The sequence below is a fragment of the Streptomyces sp. NBC_01485 genome (assembly GCF_036227125.1).
Classification (GTDB): Bacteria; Actinomycetota; Actinomycetes; order Streptomycetales; family Streptomycetaceae; genus Streptomyces.
In genome coordinates, this window is the sequence record NZ_CP109435.1 from 3525363 (window position 1) to 3547485 (window position 22123).

General features: G+C 69.5%; 21 protein-coding genes. 10 read left to right on the forward strand and 11 right to left on the reverse strand.

From position 1 onward, the window contains the following. Positions 1-72: 72 nt before the first annotated feature. Together OG352_RS16140 and OG352_RS16145 are read left to right on the forward strand one after the other, a co-directional pair. A complete protein-coding gene (locus tag OG352_RS16140) occupies positions 73-1956 on the forward strand; it encodes a glycosyltransferase family 2 protein (protein ID WP_443072284.1) in 1884 nt (627 codons plus the stop codon). Then, on the forward strand, positions 1953-3899 hold the full coding sequence (locus tag OG352_RS16145) for a kelch motif-containing protein (protein ID WP_329217700.1): 1947 nt from the start codon (positions 1953-1955) through the stop codon (positions 3897-3899). The genes OG352_RS16140 and OG352_RS16145 overlap by 4 nt, the downstream gene beginning before the upstream one ends. A gap of 87 nt (positions 3900-3986) precedes the next feature. Here the strand turns inward: OG352_RS16145 and OG352_RS16150 are convergent, their stop codons facing one another. The 6 genes from OG352_RS16150 to OG352_RS16175 form a co-directional block, all read right to left on the reverse strand. Beyond that, positions 3987-5054, reverse strand: coding sequence for a glycoside hydrolase family 6 protein (locus tag OG352_RS16150; RefSeq protein ID WP_329217702.1), 1068 nt, complete (start codon positions 5052-5054; stop codon positions 3987-3989). A gap of 97 nt (positions 5055-5151) precedes the next feature. Beyond that, entirely contained in the window at positions 5152-5832 is a 681-nt protein-coding gene (locus tag OG352_RS16155; protein ID WP_329217703.1) for a class F sortase, read from the reverse strand. Between the two features lie 3 nt (positions 5833-5835). Then, positions 5836-6507, reverse strand: a complete 672-nt coding sequence (locus OG352_RS16160) for a hypothetical protein (RefSeq protein ID WP_329217705.1) — start codon at positions 6505-6507, stop codon at positions 5836-5838. A gap of 194 nt (positions 6508-6701) precedes the next feature. Beyond that, the gene (locus tag OG352_RS16165) at positions 6702-7481 is read right to left on the reverse strand and encodes an HAD-IIA family hydrolase (RefSeq protein ID WP_329217706.1); all 780 of its coding nucleotides are present in this window, start codon (positions 7479-7481) and stop codon (positions 6702-6704) included. 176 nt (positions 7482-7657) lie between these two features. Next, positions 7658-8569 (reverse strand): hypothetical protein, encoded by a 912-nt coding sequence (locus tag OG352_RS16170; protein WP_329223849.1) that lies wholly within the window; start codon positions 8567-8569, stop codon positions 7658-7660. Positions 8570-8721: 152 nt separating this feature from the next. After that, on the reverse strand, positions 8722-10065 hold the full coding sequence (locus OG352_RS16175) for an ROK family transcriptional regulator (protein WP_443072285.1): 1344 nt from the start codon (positions 10063-10065) through the stop codon (positions 8722-8724). A 56-nt stretch (positions 10066-10121) separates the two neighbouring features. Between OG352_RS16175 and OG352_RS16180 the strand changes: the two genes are divergently transcribed. After that, entirely contained in the window at positions 10122-11225 is a 1104-nt protein-coding gene (locus tag OG352_RS16180; RefSeq protein ID WP_329217708.1) for a Gfo/Idh/MocA family protein, read from the forward strand. Further along, positions 11225-11731: a heme-degrading domain-containing protein gene (locus OG352_RS16185; protein ID WP_329217710.1), complete on the forward strand. Its 507-nt coding sequence runs from the start codon at positions 11225-11227 to the stop codon at positions 11729-11731. The genes OG352_RS16180 and OG352_RS16185 overlap by 1 nt, the downstream gene beginning before the upstream one ends. A 111-nt stretch (positions 11732-11842) precedes the next feature. Here OG352_RS16185 and OG352_RS16190 read toward each other — a convergent pair whose 3' ends face one another. The 3 genes from OG352_RS16190 to OG352_RS16200 form a co-directional block, all read right to left on the reverse strand. Beyond that, complete coding sequence (locus OG352_RS16190; protein WP_329217711.1) at positions 11843-12700, reverse strand: fumarylacetoacetate hydrolase family protein; 858 nt, start codon at positions 12698-12700, stop codon at positions 11843-11845. Positions 12701-12862: 162 nt separating this feature from the next. Continuing rightward, positions 12863-13570, reverse strand: a complete 708-nt coding sequence (locus tag OG352_RS16195) for a YidC/Oxa1 family membrane protein insertase (protein WP_329217712.1) — start codon at positions 13568-13570, stop codon at positions 12863-12865. 148 nt (positions 13571-13718) lie between these two features. After that, positions 13719-14036: a DUF6412 domain-containing protein gene (locus OG352_RS16200; RefSeq protein WP_329217714.1), complete on the reverse strand. Its 318-nt coding sequence runs from the start codon at positions 14034-14036 to the stop codon at positions 13719-13721. 269 nt (positions 14037-14305) lie between these two features. Between OG352_RS16200 and OG352_RS16205 the strand changes: the two genes are divergently transcribed. Continuing rightward, positions 14306-15061 (forward strand): hypothetical protein, encoded by a 756-nt coding sequence (locus OG352_RS16205; protein ID WP_329217715.1) that lies wholly within the window; start codon positions 14306-14308, stop codon positions 15059-15061. Then, a complete protein-coding gene (locus OG352_RS16210; RefSeq protein ID WP_093772758.1) occupies positions 15054-15437 on the forward strand; it encodes a GntR family transcriptional regulator in 384 nt (127 codons plus the stop codon). Before OG352_RS16205 ends, OG352_RS16210 begins: the two co-directional genes overlap by 8 nt. A 34-nt stretch (positions 15438-15471) precedes the next feature. Here OG352_RS16210 and OG352_RS16215 read toward each other — a convergent pair whose 3' ends face one another. Continuing rightward, positions 15472-16296 carry a class E sortase gene (locus OG352_RS16215; RefSeq protein ID WP_329217717.1) on the reverse strand — a complete coding sequence of 275 codons (825 nt, stop codon included), beginning with the start codon at positions 16294-16296 and terminating at the stop codon, positions 15472-15474. Positions 16297-16519: 223 nt separating this feature from the next. Between OG352_RS16215 and OG352_RS16220 the strand changes: the two genes are divergently transcribed. The 4 genes from OG352_RS16220 (at position 16520) to OG352_RS16235 (ending at position 20798) form a co-directional block, all read left to right on the forward strand. Beyond that, positions 16520-17995 carry a beta-1,6-galactanase gene (locus OG352_RS16220; RefSeq protein ID WP_329217719.1) on the forward strand — a complete coding sequence of 492 codons (1476 nt, stop codon included), beginning with the start codon at positions 16520-16522 and terminating at the stop codon, positions 17993-17995. 150 nt (positions 17996-18145) lie between these two features. Next, positions 18146-19171 (forward strand): SEC-C domain-containing protein, encoded by a 1026-nt coding sequence (locus OG352_RS16225; RefSeq protein WP_329217720.1) that lies wholly within the window; start codon positions 18146-18148, stop codon positions 19169-19171. 217 nt (positions 19172-19388) lie between these two features. Beyond that, complete coding sequence (locus tag OG352_RS16230; RefSeq protein WP_329217723.1) at positions 19389-20300, forward strand: NaeI family type II restriction endonuclease; 912 nt, start codon at positions 19389-19391, stop codon at positions 20298-20300. 24 nt (positions 20301-20324) lie between these two features. Next, on the forward strand, positions 20325-20798 hold the full coding sequence (locus tag OG352_RS16235) for a very short patch repair endonuclease (protein WP_329217725.1): 474 nt from the start codon (positions 20325-20327) through the stop codon (positions 20796-20798). Here the strand turns inward: OG352_RS16235 and OG352_RS16240 are convergent, their stop codons facing one another. Next, positions 20799-22019 (reverse strand): DNA cytosine methyltransferase, encoded by a 1221-nt coding sequence (locus OG352_RS16240; RefSeq protein WP_329217726.1) that lies wholly within the window; start codon positions 22017-22019, stop codon positions 20799-20801. Positions 22020-22123: the final 104 nt, after the last annotated feature.

Here is a 22123-nt window from a genome sequence, read left to right on the forward strand (position 1 = left end):
GATCAAGCTGAACCGCATAGAACCCTGGTCCTCAAGATGCTGCGGATGCGCGGCAGTTGGGGGGAATTACACGTGGTTCTCCGCGTGTGGGCTGATGGTTCCGGATCTCTTCCGACGTACGACTACGAGCACTACAGCCGGCTGGCGGGACCCCTCACCCAGCCGGAGCCGGGCAGACCGTACACCGTCCGTTACCGCTCGCTGCTGGCGCGGGAGCCGCACCGGATCCGGGCCACGCTGATGCTCTGCGCGGCGCCGCTGCTGTCGGTGGTGCTGCTGGTGTGGCTGCTGAGGCCGGCGCACTGGACCGAGCGCGACCACCCGGCCTACGGTTTCCTGCCGGCCCTCGACATCGTGATGCTGGTGTCGATCGGCCTGATCGAGTTCTTCCGCTGTCTGAACGTGCTGTCGAACGCGCACGCCACCCTGGTCGCCCGCGACCCCGTCCCGGTGGTGCCCCGGACCGGCACCCGCGTCGCCTTCCTCACCTCCTTCGTGCCCGGCAAGGAGCCCCTGGAGATGGTGACGAGGACCCTTCAGGCGGCCGTGCGGCTGCGCCATCAGGGTCTGCTGCACGTCTGGCTGCTCGACGAGGGGGACGACCCGGAGGTGAAGGAGGTCTGCGCGCGCCTGGGCGTGCACCACTTCAGCCGAAAGGGCGTCGAGCGCTGGAACCGGCCGTCGGGCCCGCACCGCGCGAAGACGAAACACGGCAACTACAACGCCTGGCTGGAGGCCCACGGCGACGCCTACGACTACTTCGCCTCCGTCGACACCGACCACGTACCGCTGCCCAACTACCTGGAACGGATGCTGGGTTACTTCCGCGACCCGGACGTCGGCTTCGTCATCGGCCCGCAGGTCTACGGCAACTACGACACGTTCGTCACCAAGGCCGCCGAGTCCCAGCAGTTCCTTTTCCACGCCCTGATCCAGCGGGCCGGCAACCGCTACGGCGCCCCGATGTTCGTCGGCACCTCCAACGCCGTACGGATCAGCGCGCTCCAGCAGATCGGCGGCCTGTACGACTCGATCACCGAGGACATGGCCACCGGCTTCGAGATGCACCGCACGCGCAATCCGGCCACGGGACGGAAGTGGCGGTCGGTCTACACCCCGGACGTGCTCGCGGTCGGCGAGGGGCCGGCGGCCTGGACGGACTTCTTCACCCAGCAACTGCGCTGGTCCCGGGGCACTTACGAGACGATCCTCAAGCAGTACTGGAAGGGCTTCTTCAGCATGCCGCCGGGCAAGCTCCTCAACTACACGCTGATGATCGTGTTCTACCCCATGTCGGCCCTCAACTGGATTCTGGCGGCGCTGAGTTGCGCGCTGTTCCTGGGGCTGGGCGCCTCGGGTGTGAACATCGACCCAGCGGTGTGGCTGATGCTGTACGGCAACGCCTCGGCGCTGCAGATCGGCATGTACCTGTGGAACCGGCGGCACAACGTCTCCCCGCACGAGCCGGAGGGGTCGGGCGGGATCGCGGGCATGGCCATGTCCGCGCTGTCGGCGCCGGTGTACGCCCGCTCGCTCATGGACGCCGTACTGCGGCGCAAGAGCCGGTTCGTGGTGACGCCGAAGGGGGACTCCGCCAGCCCGGACACCCTGTTCGGGACGTTCCGGATCCATCTGTTCTTCGTGCTGGTCTTCGCCGCGTCGATCGTCGCCGGGTTCGTGTTCGGGCACGCCCATCCCGCGATGATCGTCTGGGCCTCGTTCGCGCTGCTGGTCACCGCCTCGCCGATCGTGGCGTGGCGGGTGGTGGTGCGGGAGGCGGCCGGGCGGCGCGAATCCCGGGAGCCGGGAGAGCCGGAAGAGCCGGAAGAGCTGGGAGAGTCGGTGGAGTCCGAAGAGTCGAGTGAGCCAGGGGACCCGGTGTCAGGGGACCGGGTGCCAGGGGGCCGGGTGCCGGTGGGGCTGCCCGTCGGGCGGGCGGGGGGACGTGAGGGATGACGGACGCGGTCGGGCGTTTCGCCCGTCGGCGGGCCCGCAGGTTCGCGATCACCACGGGGGTCGTCGCCGTGCTGGCCGGGATGAACGGGCCCTGGCTCTACCGGTTCGGGACGGAGACGTACCACCAGTACGCGATCAACAGGCCCGAGTACAAGGCGGCCGACGGGCGCTGGCAGATCGTCGAGTTTCCCAAGGAGTATCGCCAGGACACCATCCACGCGGTGCTCCTGCACACCGGGAAGGTGCTGCTGGTCGCGGGCTCCGGCAACAACCAGGACAACTTCGACGCGAAGAGGTTCGACACCCGGATCTGGGACCCGGTGCGGGGCACGGTCAAGAAGGTGCCGACGCCGAACGACCTGTTCTGCACCGGCCATACGCAGCTCGGAAACGGCTCCGTCCTCATCGCGGGCGGCACCAAGCGGTACGAGAAACTGAAGGGCGACGTCACCAAGGCCGGCGGGCTGATGATCGTCCACAACGAGAACCCGGACAAGCCGATCACGCTGGCTGCGGGGACCAGGTTCACCGGGCGCGAGAACCGGAAGACGTTCGTGTCGAAGGACCCGGTGCTCGTGCCGCGCGCGACGAAGGTGTTCGACAAGAAGACCGGGAAGTTCCTGCGCAACGACCCGGGGCTGGGCCGCATTTACGTCGAGGCGCAGAAATCGGGGACGGAATACGAGACCGGCACGCAGGACAATTACCGGATACGGGGACTGGCCGACGCCGACGGGCGCAACACGTACGGTATCGCGCAGAAACTCGCCCTCGACAAGAAGGACTTCCAGGGGATCAGGGACGCGTACGAATTCGACCCGGTCGCCGAGAAGTACATCAAGGTCGATCCGATGAACGAGGCCCGCTGGTATCCGACGCTCACCACCTTGGGCGACGGGAAGATCCTCAGCGTCTCGGGACTGGACGACATCGGGCAGTTGGTGCCCGGGAAGAACGAGGTGTTCGATCCGGCCACCGGAAAATGGACGTACACGAAGAAGACGCGGCAGTTTCCCACCTATCCCGCACTGTTTCTGACGCAGGACGGGAAGATTTTCTACTCCGGGTCCAACGCGGGGTACGGGCCGGCGGACGTGGGGCGGGATCCCGGTATCTGGGACGTGGCCGGCAACGGATTCACCAAGCTGCCGGGCTTGAGCGATCCGGACCTGATGGAGACCTCGGCGACCGTGCTGCTGCCGCCCGCGCAGGACGAGCGTTACATGGTCATCGGGGGTGGGGGCGTCGGGGAGTCGCCACGGTCCAGTGCGCGGACGCGGCTCGTGGACCTGCTCGACGAGAGTCCGCGTTTCGTGAACGGCCCCTCACTGGAGAAGGGGACACGGTATCCGCAGGTCTCCGTCCTGCCCGACGACAGTGTGCTGGTTTCGGGTGGCTCGGAGGACTATCGGGGGCGAGGGGACTCCGACATTCTGCAGGCCCGCCTCTACCATCCGGAGAGCAATGCCTTCGAGCGGGTGGCCGATCCGCTGGTGGGCAGGAATTACCATTCCGGGTCACTGCTGTTGCCCGACGGGCGGGTGATGTTCTTCGGTTCCGACTCGTTGTACGGGGACGCGGCGAACACGAAACCGGGGAAGTTCGAGCAGCGGATCGAGATATATTCGCCGCCGTATCTTTATCGGGGGGAGCGGCCCGAGGTTTCCGGAGGGCCGGAGAGTATTGCCCGGGGGGCGTCCGGGGTGTTCACCTCCGCCGACGCGGCGTCCATCCGGAAAGTGCGGCTGATGCGGCCCAGCGCGTCGACGCATGTGACCGATGTGGATCAGCGGTCCGTGGCGTTGGAATTCCGGGTGACGGGAGACAAGGTGACGGTGACGGTGCCTGGTAGTCGGAACCTGGTTCCGTCCGGGTGGTACATGGTGTTCGTGGACGACGAGCGAGGGGTTCCGAGCGAGGGGCGGTGGGTGAGGGTGCCGTAGCCCTCGATGCGGTGGCTCTCGATGCCGTAGCGCTCGGTGCGGTGGTCCTCGGTGCGGTAGTCCTCGGTGCCGTACCGCTCGGTGCGGTTATCCGCGGGCGAGTTGTAGTGCGTACGTCGGCCACCAGTCGCCTGCCTTCGGGCCGCCCTTGCACTCGCCGTCCGACTCCCCCGGGCGCTTCACCCACAGGTAGGCGTCCACCAGGGGGTCGGCCGTCGTGGTCGTCGGGGTGGGGCCCAGGGCGCGGCCCGGTGGGTTGCACCAGCGTTCCGCCGGGTCGCCGTCCTCGTACGGGCCGTTGCCGTTGCGGCTGGTGTCGATGACGAAGTGTTTGCCGCCGACCTTCGCCGAGAGCTGCCTGCCGTAGTCGACGGAGATCTCGGTGGAGTAGAAGTTGGAGACGTTGACCGCGAAGCCGTCGGCCTTGCCCAGGCCCGCGCGCCGCAAGGGCTGGAAGATCTGGTCGGGACGGCCCCAGCCGGCATTGCCCGCGTCCAGATAGACCTTCGTGTTCTTCAGGGACTTGAGGGCGGTGACGGCGTCGTCGAGGAGGTCGTAGCGCTCCTCGTGGAACTCCTGCGGGGTGCAGCCGTCCACCAGGTGGAGAAGGGCGTCGGGTTCGAGGACGACGAGCGCCGGGCGGTCGGCGATGCCCCGGGCCACCGCGGCGATCCAGGCGCGGTAGGCGGCTCCGTCGGCCGCGCCGCCCTGGGAGTACTGGCCGCAGTCGCGGTGCGGGATGTTGTAGAGGACGAGGAGCGGGGTGCGGCCCGCCCGGTCGGCGGCCTCGGTGAAGCCGCGGGCCTCCTGTTCCGGGTTCTCCGGTCCGAGCCACTGGCCGGTCGGCTGCTCGGCGATCTCCCGCACCGCGGCGGCCTCGTCCGTCTTTCCGGCCTTCTCGTAGGCCGCCGTCTGACGGGCTGCCGAGCCGTCCGGATTGACCCAGAACGGGTCGGCCTCTTTGGGTTGTTGAGTGACGGCGGGGGTGGGGGCGGGGGCGTTCGTGGGATTTCTGGGCTTCTCCGCCTTGCCGTTTCCGCTGTCTCCGCCGCCGTCGCCCGCCGAGCATCCGGCGAGCAGCAGTAGCGCGCCCAGCAGTACGGCGCCCAGCGGGGACGCGGTCCCCCTCTTGACGTACATCCCACTGACGTACATCCAAATCCCCCTTGGGTGCACGGACTTGCCTACCCCGGCCCCAATCCTGACATAAGACCCGCACCGCCCACGAGGGCGCCGGAGAGCGGTCGTGACGTCAGACGGCCGTGCCTGTCAGGTAGGCCGACACGATCACGTTGGCCGTGTAGCTGTGGCTGGCCCGGTCGTAGGTGCCGCCGCAGGTGATCAGGCGCAGTTCGGCACGGTCCGACTGGCGGGGGCCGTAGGCCTGTCGGGCGTCGAAGTGGTCGCGCTGGACGACCTCGACGTCGTCGACGGTGAACTCGGCGACCTTGCCGTCGTCCCGGACCACCCGTACCGTCTCGCCCGCCTTGAGGGTGCTGAGCTTGTAGAAGACGGCGGGCCGGGTCTCCGTGTCGACGTGCCCGACCAGCAGGGCCGTGCCCTTGGCGCCGGGTTTCGCGCCGTCCGCGTACCAGCCGACGACGCCCGCCTGATCGAAGGGCGGTGGGTCGATGGCCCCCTGGGCGTCCAGACCGCGCGCGACGACCGGGGCCTGCACGCCCAGGTCGGGTATGTCGATGCGCTGCGGCAGCGCCTGCCCCAACGGCTTGGCGGCGGGCGGGAGTTCGGTGTCCGGGGGACGGCCCACCGCGGCCATGTCACCCGTGGCCGGGGCGGATACGCCATGCCGTACGTCGGTCACCTCGCGGCCCCACAGCCACAGCCCGAGCAGCAGCACCGCCCAGGCCAGACCGGTGAGGAAGCGGCCGCCGGGAGAGCGTTCGCGGGCGGACGTGCGTTCGTGGTCGTACATGGCTCAGCCCGTCGCACGTCTGCGGCGCAGGCCGCGGAACACGACGACCGTCGCGGCGACGCCCGCGAGCACCAGTCCGATGACCGTCTGCGCGGTCCCGGGACCTCGGTCGTCCACGCGTGCCTCGTCGACGGAGGCGACCGGATGGAGTGCGTGGAGCGGGTGGAGTGGATGGAGCGGGGCGGTGCCGCCGCCGCCCGCGTGCACGGGGGCGACGGGTGAGGCGGGAGAGGCGGGGGAATCCGGAGCGTCGGGCCAGGTGGGTGTGGTCGACTGGTCCGGCTGCGTCTGGGACCGCGACCGCGCCGATGCCACGACCTTGATCCGGCCCTTCACCTTCAGGTCGACGCAGGTGATCCTCACGTCGTAGGTGCCCGGATCGATCGAGGTGCGGACTCGGGTGTCGCCGGCGAGCGTGCCGCCCGTGGCGACGAGTTGGGCGTCCGTGACGAAGGCGTCCGAGGCCGCGGTGGCGGTCCTGCCGCCGCAGCCGCTGACCTTCAGCGTGACCTCGGCGCCGGGGGTGGGCGTGGACGGCGTCATGGAGACGCTTCCGCCACCGCCCCCGCCACCTCCGCCGTCGCCACCGCCCTCGCCCGAGGCGTAGGCCGTGGGGATGAGTACCGCGCCTACGACCGCGACACCCGCACAGAGAGTTACTTTCAATGAACCCATCGTGAACCTCCAGCTACCTGGAGAGTCCCCCGCCTGGAGCCGGTGCGCATCCCCAGGGGGTTCTCGCTGCTCCGTACGGGTGGGTTCCGTGCTGCTTCGGGTTTCGGACGCCGTTCTCGGACGCCGTTCTCGGACGCCGTTCTCGGACGGGGTTCCCGGACGGGGTTCCCGGACGGGGTTCCCGGACGGGGTTCTCAGATGCGGTCCACGAGGTCCGCGATCGAGTCCACGATCTTCGACGGGCGGTAGGGGAAGTTCTCGACCTGCTCGGGCCGGGTCAGGCCGGTGAGCACCAGGAACGTCTGCATCCCGGCCTCCATGCCGGCCAGCACGTCGGTGTCCATGCGGTCGCCGATCATCGCGCTGGTCTCGGAGTGGGCGCCGATGGCGTTCAGCCCGGTGCGCATCATCAGGGGGTTGGGCTTGCCCGCGAAGTACGGGTTCTTGCCGGTCGCCTTGGTGATCAGCGCGGCGACGGCCCCGGTGGCCGGGAGCGGGCCCTCGGCGGAGGGGCCGGTCTCGTCCGGGTTGGTGCAGATGAAACGGGCGCCGTCGTTGATGAGCCGGACGGCCTTCGTCATCGCCTCGAAGGAGTAGGTGCGGGTCTCGCCGAGGACGACGTAGTCGGGCTCGTGGTCGGTGAGGATGTAGCCGATGTCGTGCAGCGCGGTGGTCAGACCCGCCTCGCCGATGACGTACGCCGTGCCGTCGGGCCGCTGGTCGCCGAGGAACTGGGCGGTGGCCAGCGCGGAGGTCCAGATGTTGTCGATCGGCACGTCCAGGCCCATGCGCTGGAGGCGGGCGTGCAGGTCACGGGGGGTATAGATCGAGTTGTTGGTGAGGACCAGGAACGGCTTGCCGGACTCGCGCAGCCTCTTCAGGAAGGCGTCGGCGCCGGGGATCGGCACGCCCTCGTGGATGAGCACACCGTCCATGTCGGTGAGCCACGACTCGATGGGCTTGCGGTCTGCCATGTGCGGGATCTCCCTGCCGTACGCGAGTACGCGGTTGCTGCGCGGGGGCTGCGCGGATGCGTCGTTGCTGCGCGCGCCCCAGCCTAGCCACAGGCCCGATCTTGAGGGAATGGCCGGTTTCGGGGCGTTCGCGGGCTGAGACGCGATCCCGGTTCAGCCGAGACGCGGTCCCCGGTTCAACGGCGTCGGCGGGCCAGTCGTCGGGCCAGCAGCAGGGCCGCGCCGGCGGCGAGGAAGCAGGCGCCGGCAGCGGCGGCGAGGACGGTGGGCGAGGCGAGACCGGTGCGGGCGAGTTCCTCGGCTTCGTCGGCGAGGGAGAAGGGGCCGGGGTCGGTGGCGGAGGCGGAGGGGTGAGGGGTTGGGGTCGTGGGGGTGGTGGGCGTGGTGGCGTCCGGGGTGGGGGCGGGAGTAAGGGGGGATGTGCCGGGGGTGGGGGCGGTGCCGGCATCGGCGTCGGGGGTGGCGTCGGGGTCGGCGTCGGCGTCGGACTCGATGGCGAAGCGGTAGTCGTTCGACTGGCCGATCCAGTCGCCGTCGTCGCCGTGCCGCTGGACGACCGCCGCGTTGGCGGTGACGGCGTTGGGGACGGCGTCCGAGCCGAGCGAGAGGCGCAGCTTGACGGTGAGGGTGCGGCCGGGGCCGACGGTGAAGCCGGGAAAGTCGTCGGCTTCGACCGCTTCGTTCGCTTCGCCCCCTTCACCGGTCTGCTCGTCGGCGTTCTCGTCGGTGAACGCTCCGACCAGTTCGGCGTCGTCGGTGGATTCGAAGCGGACCTGGTGCGGTTGTCCGTCGGCGTAGAACTCCAGGTGCGGCTGGGACGGTTTCAGGGCGCGCCGGGCGTCGACCAGGACGACGACCGGGTGGACTCCGTCGCAGGTACGGCGGGTGGTGTTGGTGAGGTCGAGATACCAGATGCCGTATCCGCCCCCGGCCCGGTAGGAGTCGGGGCCGCCGTGGAGGCGGGTGGTGAGGGGGAAGCCACCGGCGTCGGGGCCCGCGCAACTCGGGCCGGCTTCCGCGTGCGCGGAGGCGGGGAGGAGGGCGGCGGCGACGGCGAGGCAGAGGGAGACAGACGGGCACAGTCGCATGAACACGTGAGCCTGCACGAGGCGGCGGCGGGGGGAGGAACGGCACACCGTACGACCGTACGAATCCCCTACGAATCCCCTCGTTCGGGGGAGAGCTACGGGGGAGGTCGGGGCGGGCTTCGGGGGAGGTCGGGGGCGGGCTTCGGGGAGGGCTACCCGTCCCCCCGGCCGAACACCGGTGCCAGCGACAACTGTGCCGCGCCCTCCGCGACCGCTCGGGCTCCGCCGGGAGCGAGGCGTACCGGAACGGCGCCCTCCGGGGAGCCCTCGCGGCGGGCGCGGGCGTCGAGGACGGCGGCGACTCCGTGGACGAACGGCGCCGGGTCGGCGGCGATCGTACGGCCGCCCAGCAGCACGGCGTCGATGTCGAGCAGTCCGGCGAGGTTCGCGGCGGCCTCGCCGAGCACGCGTGCCGCCTCGGCCACGTCCCCCCGGCCGATGGCCGCCAGGCACAGCGCCTCGACGCAGCCCCGGTTGCCGCAGGTGCAGGGCGGCCCGTCCAACTGGATGACCTGGTGTCCGAACTCCCCCGCGCCGGTGCGGGCGCCCCGGTGCACGGTCCCGCCGATCACCAGGCCGGCGCCGAGGCCCGTCCCGAGGTGGAGGCAGGCGAAGGAGCCGCGCTCGCCGCCGACGGCGAGGCCGAGCGCGGCGGCGTTGGTGTCCTTGTCGACGATCACCGGCACCCCGAGACGCGCCGCCAGCACGTCCCGCAACGGAAACCCGTCCCACTCGGGAAACCCGGTGACCCGGTGCAGCACGCCATGGGTGTGATCGAGGGGGCCGGGGAGGGCTACACCGACGCCGAGGAGGGGGGGCGCGGGGGGCTTAGCGGGAGCGCTCGGTGCGGCGGGCGCGGTCGGCGCGAGACCCGCACTCGGGGTCAGGGTCGGAGTCGGAGTCGGAGTCGGGGCAGGCGTCGGGGCCAGAGTCGAGGCCGGAGTCAGGGACAGGCCCAGGGGTTCTCCGGCGAGGACGCCCCCGAGGACCCCGGCCGCCCCCGCCGTCTCCGCCACCTCCATCACCCCCCGCACCTCCCGCACCACCGCCCCCACCACCGTCTCCGCCCCCGCGCCCAGCGACAGCGGGACGCACCGCTCCCCCACCACGCGCCCGTCGAGTTCGGCCAGCACCACCCGCAGCTCGTCGCGGTCCAGGTGGACGCCGATCGCGTGGCCGGCCTCGGGGACCAGGCGCAGGACCGTGCGCGGCTTGCCGCCGGTCGAGGCGCGGTGGCCCGCCTCCGCCGCCAGCCCCTCCTGCCGCAGCCGGGCGGTGATCTTGCTGACCGCCTGCGGGGTGAGCCCGGTGCGCTCGGCGAGTTCGAGCCGGCTGATGCCGTCCGGGCCGGCCGTGCGCAGCAGGTCGAGCACGAGCGCGGCGTTGTGGTTGCGCAGGGCCAGCAGGTTGACGCCTGTGCCTACACCCGGACCTCTGCCTACGCCCGTACCTACGCCTGTGCCCGTGTTGCGGCCGACGCCGTTCGTCCTGTTCACGCCCCCATTCTCACCCGCGCTTGCGCTTTGGCAACAGCGTTGTGAAAGTGGAGCCCATGACAGGTACTCCTCTCCGCGTGGGCCTGATCGGCTACGGTCTCGCCGGCTCCGTCTTCCACGCCCCGCTGATCGCCGCGACCGAGGGCCTCGTCCTCGACACGGTGGTCACCTCGAACCCCGAGCGGCAGGAGCAGGCCCGCGCCGAGTTCCCGGACGTACGCGTCACCGCCACCCCCGACGGCCTCCTCGCCCGCGCCGACGAGCTGGACCTGGTCGTCGTCGCGTCCCCGAACAGGACGCACGTCCCGCTCGCGACCGCCGCCCTGAAGGCCGGTCTGCCGGTCGTCGTCGACAAGCCGGTCGCCGGCACCGCGGCCGAGGCGCGTGAGCTGGCCGCCCTCGCCGAGGAGCGCGGCCTGCTCCTCTCCGTCTTCCAGAACCGCCGCTGGGACAGCGACTTCCTGACCCTGCGGGCACTGCTGGCGGACGGCGAGCTGGGCGACGTATGGCGCTTCGAGTCCCGGTTCGAGCGGTGGCGGCCACTGCCGAAGGGCGGCTGGCGGGAGTCCGGCGACCCGGAAGAGATCGGAGGTCTGCTCTACGACCTCGGCAGCCACATCGTCGACCAGGCACTGGTCCTGTTCGGCCCGGTGGTCTCCGTCTACGCCGAGACGGACGTCCGCCGGCCGGGCGCGGAGACGGACGACGACACGTTCATCGCGCTGACGCACGCGGGCGGCGCCCGTTCCCACCTCCACGTCTCCGCGACGACCGCCCAACTCGGGCCGCGCTTCCGGGTGTTGGGCTCGACGGCGGGCTACGTGAAGTACGGCCTGGATCCGCAGGAGGCGGCCCTGCGGGCGGGCGGGCGACCCGGCGGCTCGGGCTCAGGATCCCGTTCTGGCTCCGACTCCGGTGACTGGGGTACGGAGCCGGAGGAGCTGTGGGGGCGTGTCGGTGCCGGAGAGTCGCCGCTGACCGGCGGCGGACGACCCGTACGGTCCCTCCCCGGCGACTACCCGGCCTACTACGCTGCGGTGGCCAAGGCACTGATCGACGGCGGCCCCAATCCGGTGACCGCCGTCGAGGCGGCCGCCGCCCTCGACGTCCTGGAGGCGGCCCGCCGTTCGGCACGAGACAAGGTGGCGGTGACGCTGTAATGGGCACCCACGAGATCACCCCGAAGTTCACCCCGGAGATCACCCCGAGCCTGGAGGAGCTCCAGCGCCAGGAACGGCGGCTGGTCTTCCGCCAGTTCACGAACGACGACGCGTGGGCGCTCGGCTCACTGCTGGTGGAGCTGGCCCGCGAGCGCCAGGCGCCGGTCGCCGTCGACATCCACCGGGCCGGCCAGCAGCTCTTCCACGCGGCCCTGCCCGGCTCGACCCCCGACAACGACGCCTGGATCGCCCGCAAGCGCCGGGTCGTGGAACGCTTCGGCGCCTCCTCCTACCTGGTGGGCGCCCGCTACCGCGCGAAGGGCACGACGTTCGAGGACTCCGCCCGCCTGGACCTGGACGAGTACGCGGCCCACGGCGGCTCCTTCCCCATCAACGTGGAGGGCGTGGGCATCGTGGGCGCGGTGACGGTGTCGGGCCTGCCGCAACTGGAGGACCACCGGTTCGTGGTGGAGGTACTGCAACAGTTCCTGGAGAAGTACCTGTAGGTGCCCCACCCAAGGGGCGCGGGGAACTGCGGGCGGGGAACTGCGCGAGCAGCCACGGACTGCCTGCCGCCGACGAACCACCGCAGTTCCCCCGCCCCCGTAGCGGAGCGTCTACGCGTCCTTGAACTCCTGCCGTTGCCTGCCCAGCCCGGCGATCTCGAGCTCCACCACGTCACCGGCCCGCAGGAACGGCTTCGGCTCGGGTGCGCCCAGCGCCACCCCCGCGGGCGTCCCGGTGTTGATGACATCCCCGGGATAGAGGGTCATGAACTGGCTGACGTACCGCACGACCTCCCCTACGGGAAAGATCTGCTCGGCCGTCGTCCCGTCCTGCTTCAGCTCCCCGTTGACCCAGAGCTTCAGGGAGAGTTCCTGCGGGTCGGGCACCTCGTCGGCCGTCACCAGCCACGGCCCGAGCGGATTGAACGTCTCGCAGTTCTTCCCCTTGTCCCAGGTCCCGCCCCGCTCGATCTGGAACTCCCGCTCGGACACGTCGTGCGCGACGGCGTACCCCGCGACATGCGCGAGCCCTTCCTCCGCCGACCCCAGATAGCGTGCCGTGCGCCCGATGACGACCGCCAACTCCACCTCCCAGTCGGTCTTCACGGACCCACGGGGGACGAGCACCGTGTCGTACGGCCCGACGACCGTGTCCGCCGCCTTGAAGAAGATGACGGGCTCGGCGGGCGGCTCGGCCCCGGTCTCCCGGGCGTGGTCGTGGTAGTTCAGCCCGATGCACACGATCTTGCCGATCCGGGCCAGCGGCGGCCCGATCCGCAGCCCGGTCGGCTCCAGCGCCGGCAACTGTCCGGCCTCGGCGGCGGCCCGGACCCGGCCGAGCGCCGCGTCGTCGGCGAGCAGCGCGCCGTCGATGTCGTCCACGACGCCCGACAGGTCACGCAGCGTTTCGTCGGCCTCGAGCAGTGCGGGGCGCTCCGCGCCCGCCGTACCGACTCGCAGCAGCTTCATGGTCCGTCACCATCTCCCTCGATCGCGGAGCGTCCGCCGACGGGTGCAGCCATCGGACGACTGGTCGATCCTCCAAGCTGAACGTCCGCTCCGCAATACCCGGTTCACGTACTGGACCCTGGTTGCTCTGCGCGCCGGTCCTGGTCCTGATCGGTCCTGGTCCTACGAGTAGAGAACCGCCCGTTCGACCGCGCTCCACGTCGAACTCGTGATGACGTACAGCGCTGCGGCCAGCGGTACGACGGCCACGGTGACCAGCGTGAAGAAGGACAGGAACGGCACGGCCTTGGCGACCGCGCCGAGCCCGGGCACCTGCTCACCGGCGGCGACCTGCGGCAACGGCCTCCGCCTCGCCCGTACGAAGTTGAAGGACGCGACGGTCGCGACGACGGCGAACAGCCCGAGGTAGACCAGTCCCGCCGCGCCGAACACCCCGCCCCCGGACCCGGTCAGCGCGTCCGTCCAGCGGTCGCCGAGGGGCGCGGCGAAGAGCTGATGGCCGAGCAGCCCGTTGGCCTCGCCGCCGATCGAGGAGCTGGAGAAGAGGTGGTAGAGGAGGAAGAAGGCGGGCAACTGGCAGAGGCTGGGCAGCAGTCCGGACAGCGGCGACACCTTTTCCTCGGCGTGCAGGTCCAGCACCGCCCGCTGGAGTTTCTCGGGGTTCCTGGCGTGCTTCCTGCGCAGTTCGGCGATCCTCGGCTGCAACGCCGTACGGGCCTTCTGTCCCCGGGCGGCCGCGCGGGACAGGGGATGGACGAGGAGTCGTACGAGTGCGGTGAACAGGACGATCGCGGCTGCCGCGGCTGCGGCGCCGAACAGGGGCTGGAGCAGGTCGGCGAGGTGCTCGACCAGGCCGGCGAAAACGGACATGGGTGAAGACAGCGCTGCGGGCATGGCTACGGACATGGGAGAGGAGCCCTCCGGGGGTCTCGTCGTGCCGAGGAGAACGCGGTTGACGGTTCACGGTTGACGGCATGACGACCCGCGCGGGGTCACCCGATGAGGCGGGAGGGGTGCCCTACGCGGCGGTCGTCGGGAGGGCGTGGCCGGGCGCGCGGGGGCGGGGCCGGCCGGAGGCGTCGGGGTCACGTTGCGGCAGGAAGGCCGTACGGCGGGCCCGGTCCCTGATGGCCGTACGCACCCGGGTGGGCGGGACGGCGGGGGCGCTGCGCGCGGCGACGAGCGTGCAGACGGCGAGTGCGGAACCGGCGGCGGCGGTCGCGGCGAGCGCGACGGTGGCGGACAGGCTGCCGGCGTCGAGGAGGAGGACGTCGAGGAAGACGAGGAACAGCAGCACGGGGGCGGCACGGCGCGACGCCAACCGACCGCCCGTCATACCTCGCCCCCTGTCTCTCCTGCCCATGATGACGTCCGGACCGGCACGAAGGTTCCCGAGGCGGGAATTCGGGTGGGGAGTCGGGTGGGCAGTCGGGTCGGGAGTTCGCCCCACGCCGGGTACTTGTATCAAGCGTTTGACACAAGATCCGACCGACGGCATCTTGTACTCACCACTTGGTACAAGACCGCTTGACACCAGACCCGCTCGACACAACACCGCTTGGCACAAGGCCACTTGACGCAAGCATCACTCACCGGGGGCTCGACATGATCGACACCGTCCCGCCCGAAAGACTCCTGGCCCGCGCCGATCTCTGCGCCCGCTGGGCCGGGCTGGCGCTGGGAGCCGTGGTCGCGCAGGCGCTGGCCACCATGGACAGCGACGACATGGCCATGCCCTTCGTCTCCGCCGTCACCGCGTTCGGGCTGTGCGCGGTCGGCGGGGTCCTGCTCGGCGACTCCCTCACTCCCGCCCCGCAGGAAGCGGTCCGCACCGCCGGTCTCGCCCCGCGCCGGGTCCGGGACCACGTACCGCCCCGCATGGCCCCGCTGCTCGTCTTCCAGGCGGCCTGCATCGTCGTCCTGCTGACGATCGGGGCCGCCGCGGCCTCCCCGGACAAGATCGGCCGGACGGGCCGCGCCCTCGCGGTCACCTGCCGCAGCGCGACCAGGCACCTCGGCCCGTGGCCCGGCCTCTACTACGCCGCCCCGGTCCTCGTCTCCCTCACCCTCGGCACCGCCGCCTGCGTCTGGTCCCTGCGCCGCATCGCCCACCGCCCGGGCGACAACCTGCGGCGCCATGACCGCAGTTGGGCGATCACCGCGGCCTGGGGACTGCTGGTCTCCAGCCAACTGCTGCTCGTCGTCGGGATGATCGCCAGAGTGCTCTTCTACTCGAAGTGCGCCGGCATGCTGGGCAACGTCACCGCGCTGGTGATCTACCCGCTGGGCCTGCTGAGCCTGTTCAGCCTGGGATGGTGCCTGTTCACGATCGTGATGCCCCGGGCCGTCGGCGATGAGTGAGCCCGCCGTCCGCGTCGACACCACCAGCCAGGTACCGCCGTACGAGCAGATCCGCGCCCAGCTCGGCGCCCTGATCGTCACCGGCCGGCTGACCGAAGGCGAACGGCTGCCGACCGTACGCCAGCTCGCCTCCGACCTCGGCCTCGCGCCGGGCACGGTGGCCCGCGCCTACCGGGAGCTGGAGGCCGCCGAGTTGATCCGCACCCGGCGCGGCGCGGGCACCCGGGTGGCCGCGCCCCCGTCCGAACCGGCCCACCCCGACCCGGACCAACTCGCCACCCTGGCCCGTGACTTCACCGCCTCCGCCCGCGCCCTGGGCGCCGGCACCGAGGCCGTCCTGACCGCCGTCCGAGAGGCGCTGGAGGAGGGTGCGTAGCCCTGCCCCGGCGGGGGCCTGCCCTCGCGGGGGCCTAGTCTCGCGGGGCGGTCGCGGCCAACTCGCCCCACACGACCAGGCGGTACCGGGAGGTGTACTCGGGGGTGCAGGTGGTGAGGGTGAGGTAGCGGCCGGGGGCGTCGTAGCCGTAGGCGGGCTGGGTGAGGGAACGGGGCACGGGCCGGATGACGCCCGCGTCGCGGGGTGAGGTCTGCGGCAGGATCTTGTCGACGGTGTAGGTGTAGGTCGCGTCGCGGGTCTCCACCTCCACCTTGTCGCCCTTCCTGAGGCGGTCGAGGTACCGGAAGGGCTCGCCGTGGGTGTTGCGATGCCCGGCGACCGCGAAGTTCCCCTGCCCGCCCGGCTGTTGACTGCCGGTGTAGTGGCCGACGTACCCCTTGTTCAGCACCTGCGCCTTGCTGGTCCCCTCGGCGACGGGGACGCGGAGGCCGAGGCGGGGGATGCGGAGGACGGCGTAGGTCTGGGAGGAGCGGGGGGTGGACGAGGACTTCGCCCCGTTCTCCCCGGTGCCGCCGCCCGTGCCACCAGTCGTGCTGCCGCTCGTACCGCCGCCGGGCCGTGTGGACGTACCGGCGGAGCCGGAGCCGAGGCCGGGCCCGGTGTCGTCGTCGCCGGTGTCCGGGTCGGCGGCCCCCCACTCCCGCTCCAGCGCCGCCACCCTCCGCTCGGCGCCGTCCTTCGCCTCCCGGTTGGTCCACCACAGCTGGTGCACGACGAGGAGCAGCACCAACACCCCGGTGGTGACGAGGAGTTCGGCACCGTTCCAGAGCACCCGCCGGTACCGGGCGTGCCGTCGCCGGGTGCTGTGCTGTACGAGGGGAATCCGTACGCGGGACACGCGGGGCACGATAAGGCGTGCCGGACGAGGTCTCCAGAGCCGTACGGACCAGAGCTGAGAACCGGACGGACGAGACCTGTCCCGTTCGCCCCGTCGAACCCCTCCGTGTCCTTTCTCCACAGGTTTGTGAAAGGGCTGTCAGAACTCTCGACAACCCCGTGCGTCGCACCAGATGCTTCGTGTCGGCCGAACGGGACCGGCCACGATGCGAAGCGGAGAAGCCATGATCCGACGCAGGACACTGCTGGCGGCCACGGGCGGCGCGCTCTTCGGAGGAGCCCTCGCCACGGGCACCGCCCACGCCGACGCGACGATTTCCGTCAACCCTTCGACTACGTACGGCACTTGGGAGGGCTGGGGCACCTCCCTGGCCTGGTGGGCGAACGTCTTCGGCGCCCGGGACGACTTCGCCGACATCTTCTTCACGACCAAGTCGGTGTCCTACAACGGCAAAACCCTCCCCGGCCTCGGCCTCAACATCGCCCGCTACAACCTGGGCGCGTGCAGCTGGAACTCGGTGAGCGGCACGTCGATGACGGCCTCCGCCAACATCCCCGCGTTCAAGCAGATCGAGGGCTTCTGGCAGGACTGGAACAACGAGGACCCGACGTCCTCCGCCTGGGACTGGACGGCGGACGCGGCCCAGCGCGCGATGCTGCAGAAGGCGACGTCGCGGGGCGCCACGACGGAGCTGTTCGCCAACTCCCCCATGTGGTGGATGTGTCTGAACCACAACCCGTCGGGCGCCTCGGGCGGCGGCAACAACCTCCAGTCCTGGAACTACCGCCAGCACGCGTCCCATCTGGCCGCCGTGGCCCTCTACGCCAAGAACAACTGGGGCGTGAACTTCGCGACGGTCGACCCCTTCAACGAGCCGTCGTCCTCCTGGTGGACGGCGACCGGCACGCAGGAGGGCTGCCACATGGACGCGACCGTCCAGTCGGCCGTACTGCCGTACATACGCAGCGAGTTGGACAAGCGCGGCCTGACGTCGACGAAGATCTCGGCGAGCGACGAGACGAGCTACGACCTGGCGCGTACGACGTGGAACTCGTTCTCGTCGACGACGAAGGGACTCGTGAACCGGGTCAACGTCCACGGCTACCAGGGCTCGGCCGGCCGCCGGGACCTGCTCTACACGGACGTGGTGACGACGTCCGGCAAGGCGCTGTGGAACTCGGAGACGGGTGACAACGATGGCACGGGCCTGTCGATGGCGAGCAACCTGCTCTACGACTTCCGCTGGCTGCACCCGACGGCCTGGGTCTACTGGCAGGTCATGGACCCGTCGGTGAACTGGGCGATGATCGCGTACGACGCGAACACGCTGGCGGCGGGCGCGGTCACGACGAAGTACTACGTGATGGCCCAGTTCAGCCGTCACATCCGGCCGGGCATGACGATCCTCGACACGGGCGTGAGCTACGCGGCGGCGGCGATCGACAAGACGGCGAAACGCCTGGTGATCGTGGCCGCGAACACCTCGTCGTCAGCCCAGACCCTCACCTTCGACCTCTCCCGCTTCACGACGGTGAGCGGCGGCTCGGGCGGCCTGGTCCCCCGCTGGAACACGGCGACGAACGGCTCCGGCGACCTCTACACCTCCCACTCGGACACCCACCTGACCGGCAAGACGATCAGCGTGCCGTTCGCGGCAGGGGCGGTACAGACCCTCCAGGTGGACGGAGTGACGATCTAGGAACCTCCAGGGACCTCAAGGAACCTCTAGGGACCTCCCGGAACCTCTAGGACCGGGCCCCTCCAGGAGTTTTCGGAGCCGTGAGCCGGGGGCGGCCCCTGGCCTGCAGCTATCTCCTCTTTGTCATCGGCGGGCAGTACCGTGTCGTGCATGCGCCCCGACACGCCTGCCGAGAACGTCGACCACACCGCCGAAGCGGCACGCCTGGAGCGGACCGCCGGCCTGTATCCCGAGGACGCGGAGGCCCTGCTGCTGCAGGCCGCGGCCCACCTGGAACTGGCCGGCGACCGCCCCGCCGCGACGACCCTGTACGACCGCCTCCTGACCTCCTCGGACGGTCCGGAGACCCTGGACAGCCCCCACCTGGTCCGCGCCCTGAAGGCGTCGAACCTGTGGGAGTACGGCCACGAGGCCGAGGCCAGAGCGATCATCGACGGCATCCGCGCCGCGGCCCCCCGCGACCCGGCCCCCTGGGTGATCGTCGCGGAGTCCCTGGAATCCCACGACGAGCTGGAAGCGGCGCAGGAGACGTTCACGGAGGGGGTGACCCTGCTCCTGAAAAACGTGACAGAACCGCCGTATGTGTCACATCCGCTGCTCTTCGGCCGCCACCGCGTACGCAGGATGCTGGGCGCGTCCCACGACGACTGGGACGTCCTCGCGGACACCCTGCACTCCTCCCCCGTCTCCCTGGACGAACTCCACGACCCGAAGCGCGTCTGGTCCCTGGGCTCCGACAACCCGGCAGAACTGGAGGCGGAGATCTCCCGCCTCCGAGCCGAGTTGGGCGCGTATCGGGAGGCCCTGTCCCGCCCGTTCCCGGTGGCGGTCCTGCACTGGCCGGCGACCGAACTGACGGAGCTGATCGCCGCTTATCCCTCGCTGGAGGCGGAGTACCCCACGCACGAGGAGCACCTCGGGACGATAGAAGCGTCGCTGAGGGAGCTGGCCGCTTCGGGGACGGGGAACCTCGGCATCGTCACGGGAACGGTGCCGTCGTACGAGGCCTTCGCGGCCTCGGAGGCGTCGTCACCGGGCGACGCGGACCTGCTGCCGCAGTATGCGACGACGTTGGCGGCGAGGGGGCGGGCTGTGGGGTGGCCTCCGGAGCGGGGGGCGTCTTGTTGGTGTGGGTCGGGGCACGTCTACACGGAGTGCCATGGGGTTGAGGCCTGAGGGGTGCTCTACCGAGGTCGCCGGAACCGCTAAGCCCTTGAAGATCACCGGCGCTTAGCCGGCATCCGAACACACAGGAAACCCATCCCACGAACCTGACGGGCCCGCTCTGCCCGTACAGGGGGACCTTGCTGGTGCGGGCTGACAACTACCCAACAAACGGGCGAGAATCAGCTTCCCCGTCTTCAGTTGAACGACCCAAGCGATGGAGTAACGCGTGCCACGGCTCATCCTTCAGCTACCAGGAGAGATCTGCACAAACACAGATTCTGGAGAGCACCTACTGCTCGCGCCTGAGGACGACACTGAGCTGCAGTCGGTCGCCGCCTGGCTGGGTACCCACCCTGTCGCCGAGTTCTACACCGACGCGATTCGCAACTCGATCGACTACGTACTCGACGGCGGCAAGACAGGAAGGTTTGATTTGCTATCGCCCGAGGTGCATCCGGGCGAGCGTGCCTCGGTGGGAGCAAAACTCGAGTATGAAGTCCTTCGGACCTTCCAGTTGCCGAAGACCAAGCCCCTGGACACTCATATTGCCGACGCTCCGGTGGACATAAAGGCGACCGTTGGCGCAAATTGGGCAATCCCGACCGAAGCCCACTGTCAGCTATGCATCTGCACTCAGATACAACTCAAGAACAACCGACACAGGTCTTGGCTCGTCCGCGCCCATCGATCGTGGCTTTATCGAGGCAAGGGCAACAAGGACCAGAAGCGTGGCCTCGCAGTGCACGCGCGAGACCACTGGAGCATGCCGCTGTACGACTGGACCGATCTGCCCATCAACCCACTGCGCTACTTGACCGAAGAACAAGCTGCTGAAGTACTCGCCAAGAGACCAGGTCAGGTTCAGCGCATGCTGAAGATGTTTCATTACCTGGAAGGGCACATCATCCCCAGGAACGTCTTCCTCACCGTGGGGGCGGGCAAACAGGATCCCATGCGCCGCGCCCGCCAACTACGAGACAAGGCGGCAGAGCAGGGGCTCACAGTTCTGTGTGGCACCTGGACGGAGTCTCGGGACCAAGCCACCGCGCGCGGTATTGCCCTCCGCACTGGAGAGTGGATTGCACTGCGTGAGAATGCTGAAGAAATCAATCAAGAAGCCGAAGCACAGTCTGGCTGAAGCAGATGCAGGAGTGGACTCCCAGTGCCCAACTCTGAGGATTGGACCCCACCCACGGGGTCATGGGCATCCTCCGCGGCGCGTCGCCGGAACATGCAAGCCATCCGGAACCGGGACACCAAACCGGAATGGCTGATCCGGAGACTCGTGCACGCCCGAGGACTGCGCTACCGGGTCGCCGCCAAGCCACTTCCAAACCTCCGCCGGACCGCCGATATGGTCTTCGGCCCGACGAAGGTGGCTGTCTTCATCGACGGCTGCTACTGGCACGGCTGCCCTGAACACTACGTGCCACCGAAGACCAACCCGGGCTACTGGTCAGACAAAGTAGCCCGGAACATGGCCCGCGACCGGGACACCGACCAGCGTCTGGAGGACGCGGGCTGGACGGTGCTCCGGTTCTGGGAACACGAACGCTCGGAAGACTGCGCCGAACGTATTGCCGCCGAGGTGGAGAAAAGTCGCGACGGAGCCCGGAAGGCAGGAGAGGGTCTCTGATCAGCCCTTCTGCTGATCACGCTCCCGGGCCGCTTTCAGCACGTCGATGATCGACTTACCGACGGCCTTGGCGACAGGCGGCGGGAACGCATTGCCAATCTGGCGGTACTGCGCGGTCTTCCCACCGGAGAAATCCCACTCGTCCGGGAAGCCCTGGATGATTGCGGCTTGCCGCACGGTGAGCATAGGACCGTCAGAGCCGAAGAGGTCTCGGTCCTCCGTCTCCTTCTCTGCGCATTTCTCGATGTCGTTAGCGACGCCCATGCCAGAAACGCCAAGCTGCTTCCAGGCCGCCTTCGCACGGCTGGGTCCCAGGTCAGCGCCGCCGTGCTTCTTTGACCCGCCGACAAGAGTGGGAGCAATACCGCCACCCTTTCCCTTGAGTTCGGCATCACGGCCGCGAGCCTTCTGGAGCCACTGGTCGAACTTCTCGTGTGCCAGCTCTGAGTACGCTCCGTTGAAATACCGTCCGTAACGCTCGCGCATGGACGGCTCAAGGCTCTCTGCGACACTGACCGGATCCCCGTGCGTAGGCGTGGGCCATTCGTACTTAAGGTCCTTGATGACATCGTCCCGGAACGCGACGAGGATGGCGCGAGGCCTCAACTGTGGCACCCCGAAGTCACTGGCTTCCAGGACGTCCCACCTACATACGGTGTAGTCGAGCCCCTTGTCGGTAACCAGCTCCCCGTTTTCACCCCGGTAAGTACCGCCCTCAAGGCGTGCCTTGATGTAGTCGCGGTAGTCCGAGAACTTCGGATCCATGATTCCTCGGACGTTCTCGATCATCACCGCCCGCGGCCTGAGGGTATCGACCAGTTCCAGCATGCGCGGAAAGAGGTCTCGCTCGTCGTCCTTGCCGAGTTGCTTCCCTGCGTGGGAGAACGGGGGGCATGGGACCCCGCCGGCCAGCAGGTCCAGATCTTCCGGCTTCAGGAGTTCGGCGCCCTTGCTCAGATCCCGGAAGGGCTCAAATTCCTTGACGTCGGCCGACAGGACGTCGCAGTTCTCCCGCTCCCACGACCACACCTCGTGGTCATCGATGTTCAACCTGAGCGTGTCAACCGCGTGCTGGTCGATCTCAACCAGAGCCAGATGCCCGAAACCCGCCTGATGCAGACCGATCGCCTGGCCACCTGCGCCAGCACAGATCTCGATCGACGTGAACTCGGGCTCCGTCCGCGCCATGGCGGCACCCTCGGGTTCCTTCATGTGGGTCATGCCCCCTCCTTACAGCCGTGCAGCGGCAGACACATCTTGCAATCCACCATCACTGAGGGTGACAGACCCCACTGACAACGAGACCTCACCAAGTGTGCAGCACG

Coding starts and splice junctions, on each gene's coding strand:
- OG352_RS16145 (WP_329217700.1), top strand. CDS start 1,953: ATGACGGACGCGGTCGGGCGTTTCGCCCGTCGGCGGGCCCGCAGGTTC.
- OG352_RS16150 (WP_329217702.1), bottom strand. CDS start 5,054: ATGTACGTCAGTGGGATGTACGTCAAGAGGGGGACCGCGTCCCCGCTG.
- OG352_RS16155 (WP_329217703.1), bottom strand. CDS start 5,832: ATGTACGACCACGAACGCACGTCCGCCCGCGAACGCTCTCCCGGCGGC.
- OG352_RS16160 (WP_329217705.1), bottom strand. CDS start 6,507: ATGGGTTCATTGAAAGTAACTCTCTGTGCGGGTGTCGCGGTCGTAGGC.
- OG352_RS16165 (WP_329217706.1), bottom strand. CDS start 7,481: ATGGCAGACCGCAAGCCCATCGAGTCGTGGCTCACCGACATGGACGGT.
- OG352_RS16170 (WP_329223849.1), bottom strand. CDS start 8,569: ATGCGACTGTGCCCGTCTGTCTCCCTCTGCCTCGCCGTCGCCGCCGCC.
- OG352_RS16180 (WP_329217708.1), top strand. CDS start 10,122: ATGACAGGTACTCCTCTCCGCGTGGGCCTGATCGGCTACGGTCTCGCC.
- OG352_RS16185 (WP_329217710.1), top strand. CDS start 11,225: ATGGGCACCCACGAGATCACCCCGAAGTTCACCCCGGAGATCACCCCG.
- OG352_RS16190 (WP_329217711.1), bottom strand. CDS start 12,700: ATGAAGCTGCTGCGAGTCGGTACGGCGGGCGCGGAGCGCCCCGCACTG.
- OG352_RS16195 (WP_329217712.1), bottom strand. CDS start 13,570: ATGTCCGTTTTCGCCGGCCTGGTCGAGCACCTCGCCGACCTGCTCCAG.
- OG352_RS16200 (WP_329217714.1), bottom strand. CDS start 14,036: ATGACGGGCGGTCGGTTGGCGTCGCGCCGTGCCGCCCCCGTGCTGCTG.
- OG352_RS16205 (WP_329217715.1), top strand. CDS start 14,306: ATGATCGACACCGTCCCGCCCGAAAGACTCCTGGCCCGCGCCGATCTC.
- OG352_RS16210 (WP_093772758.1), top strand. CDS start 15,054: ATGAGTGAGCCCGCCGTCCGCGTCGACACCACCAGCCAGGTACCGCCG.
- OG352_RS16220 (WP_329217719.1), top strand. CDS start 16,520: ATGATCCGACGCAGGACACTGCTGGCGGCCACGGGCGGCGCGCTCTTC.
- OG352_RS16225 (WP_329217720.1), top strand. CDS start 18,146: ATGCGCCCCGACACGCCTGCCGAGAACGTCGACCACACCGCCGAAGCG.
- OG352_RS16240 (WP_329217726.1), bottom strand. CDS start 22,019: ATGACCCACATGAAGGAACCCGAGGGTGCCGCCATGGCGCGGACGGAG.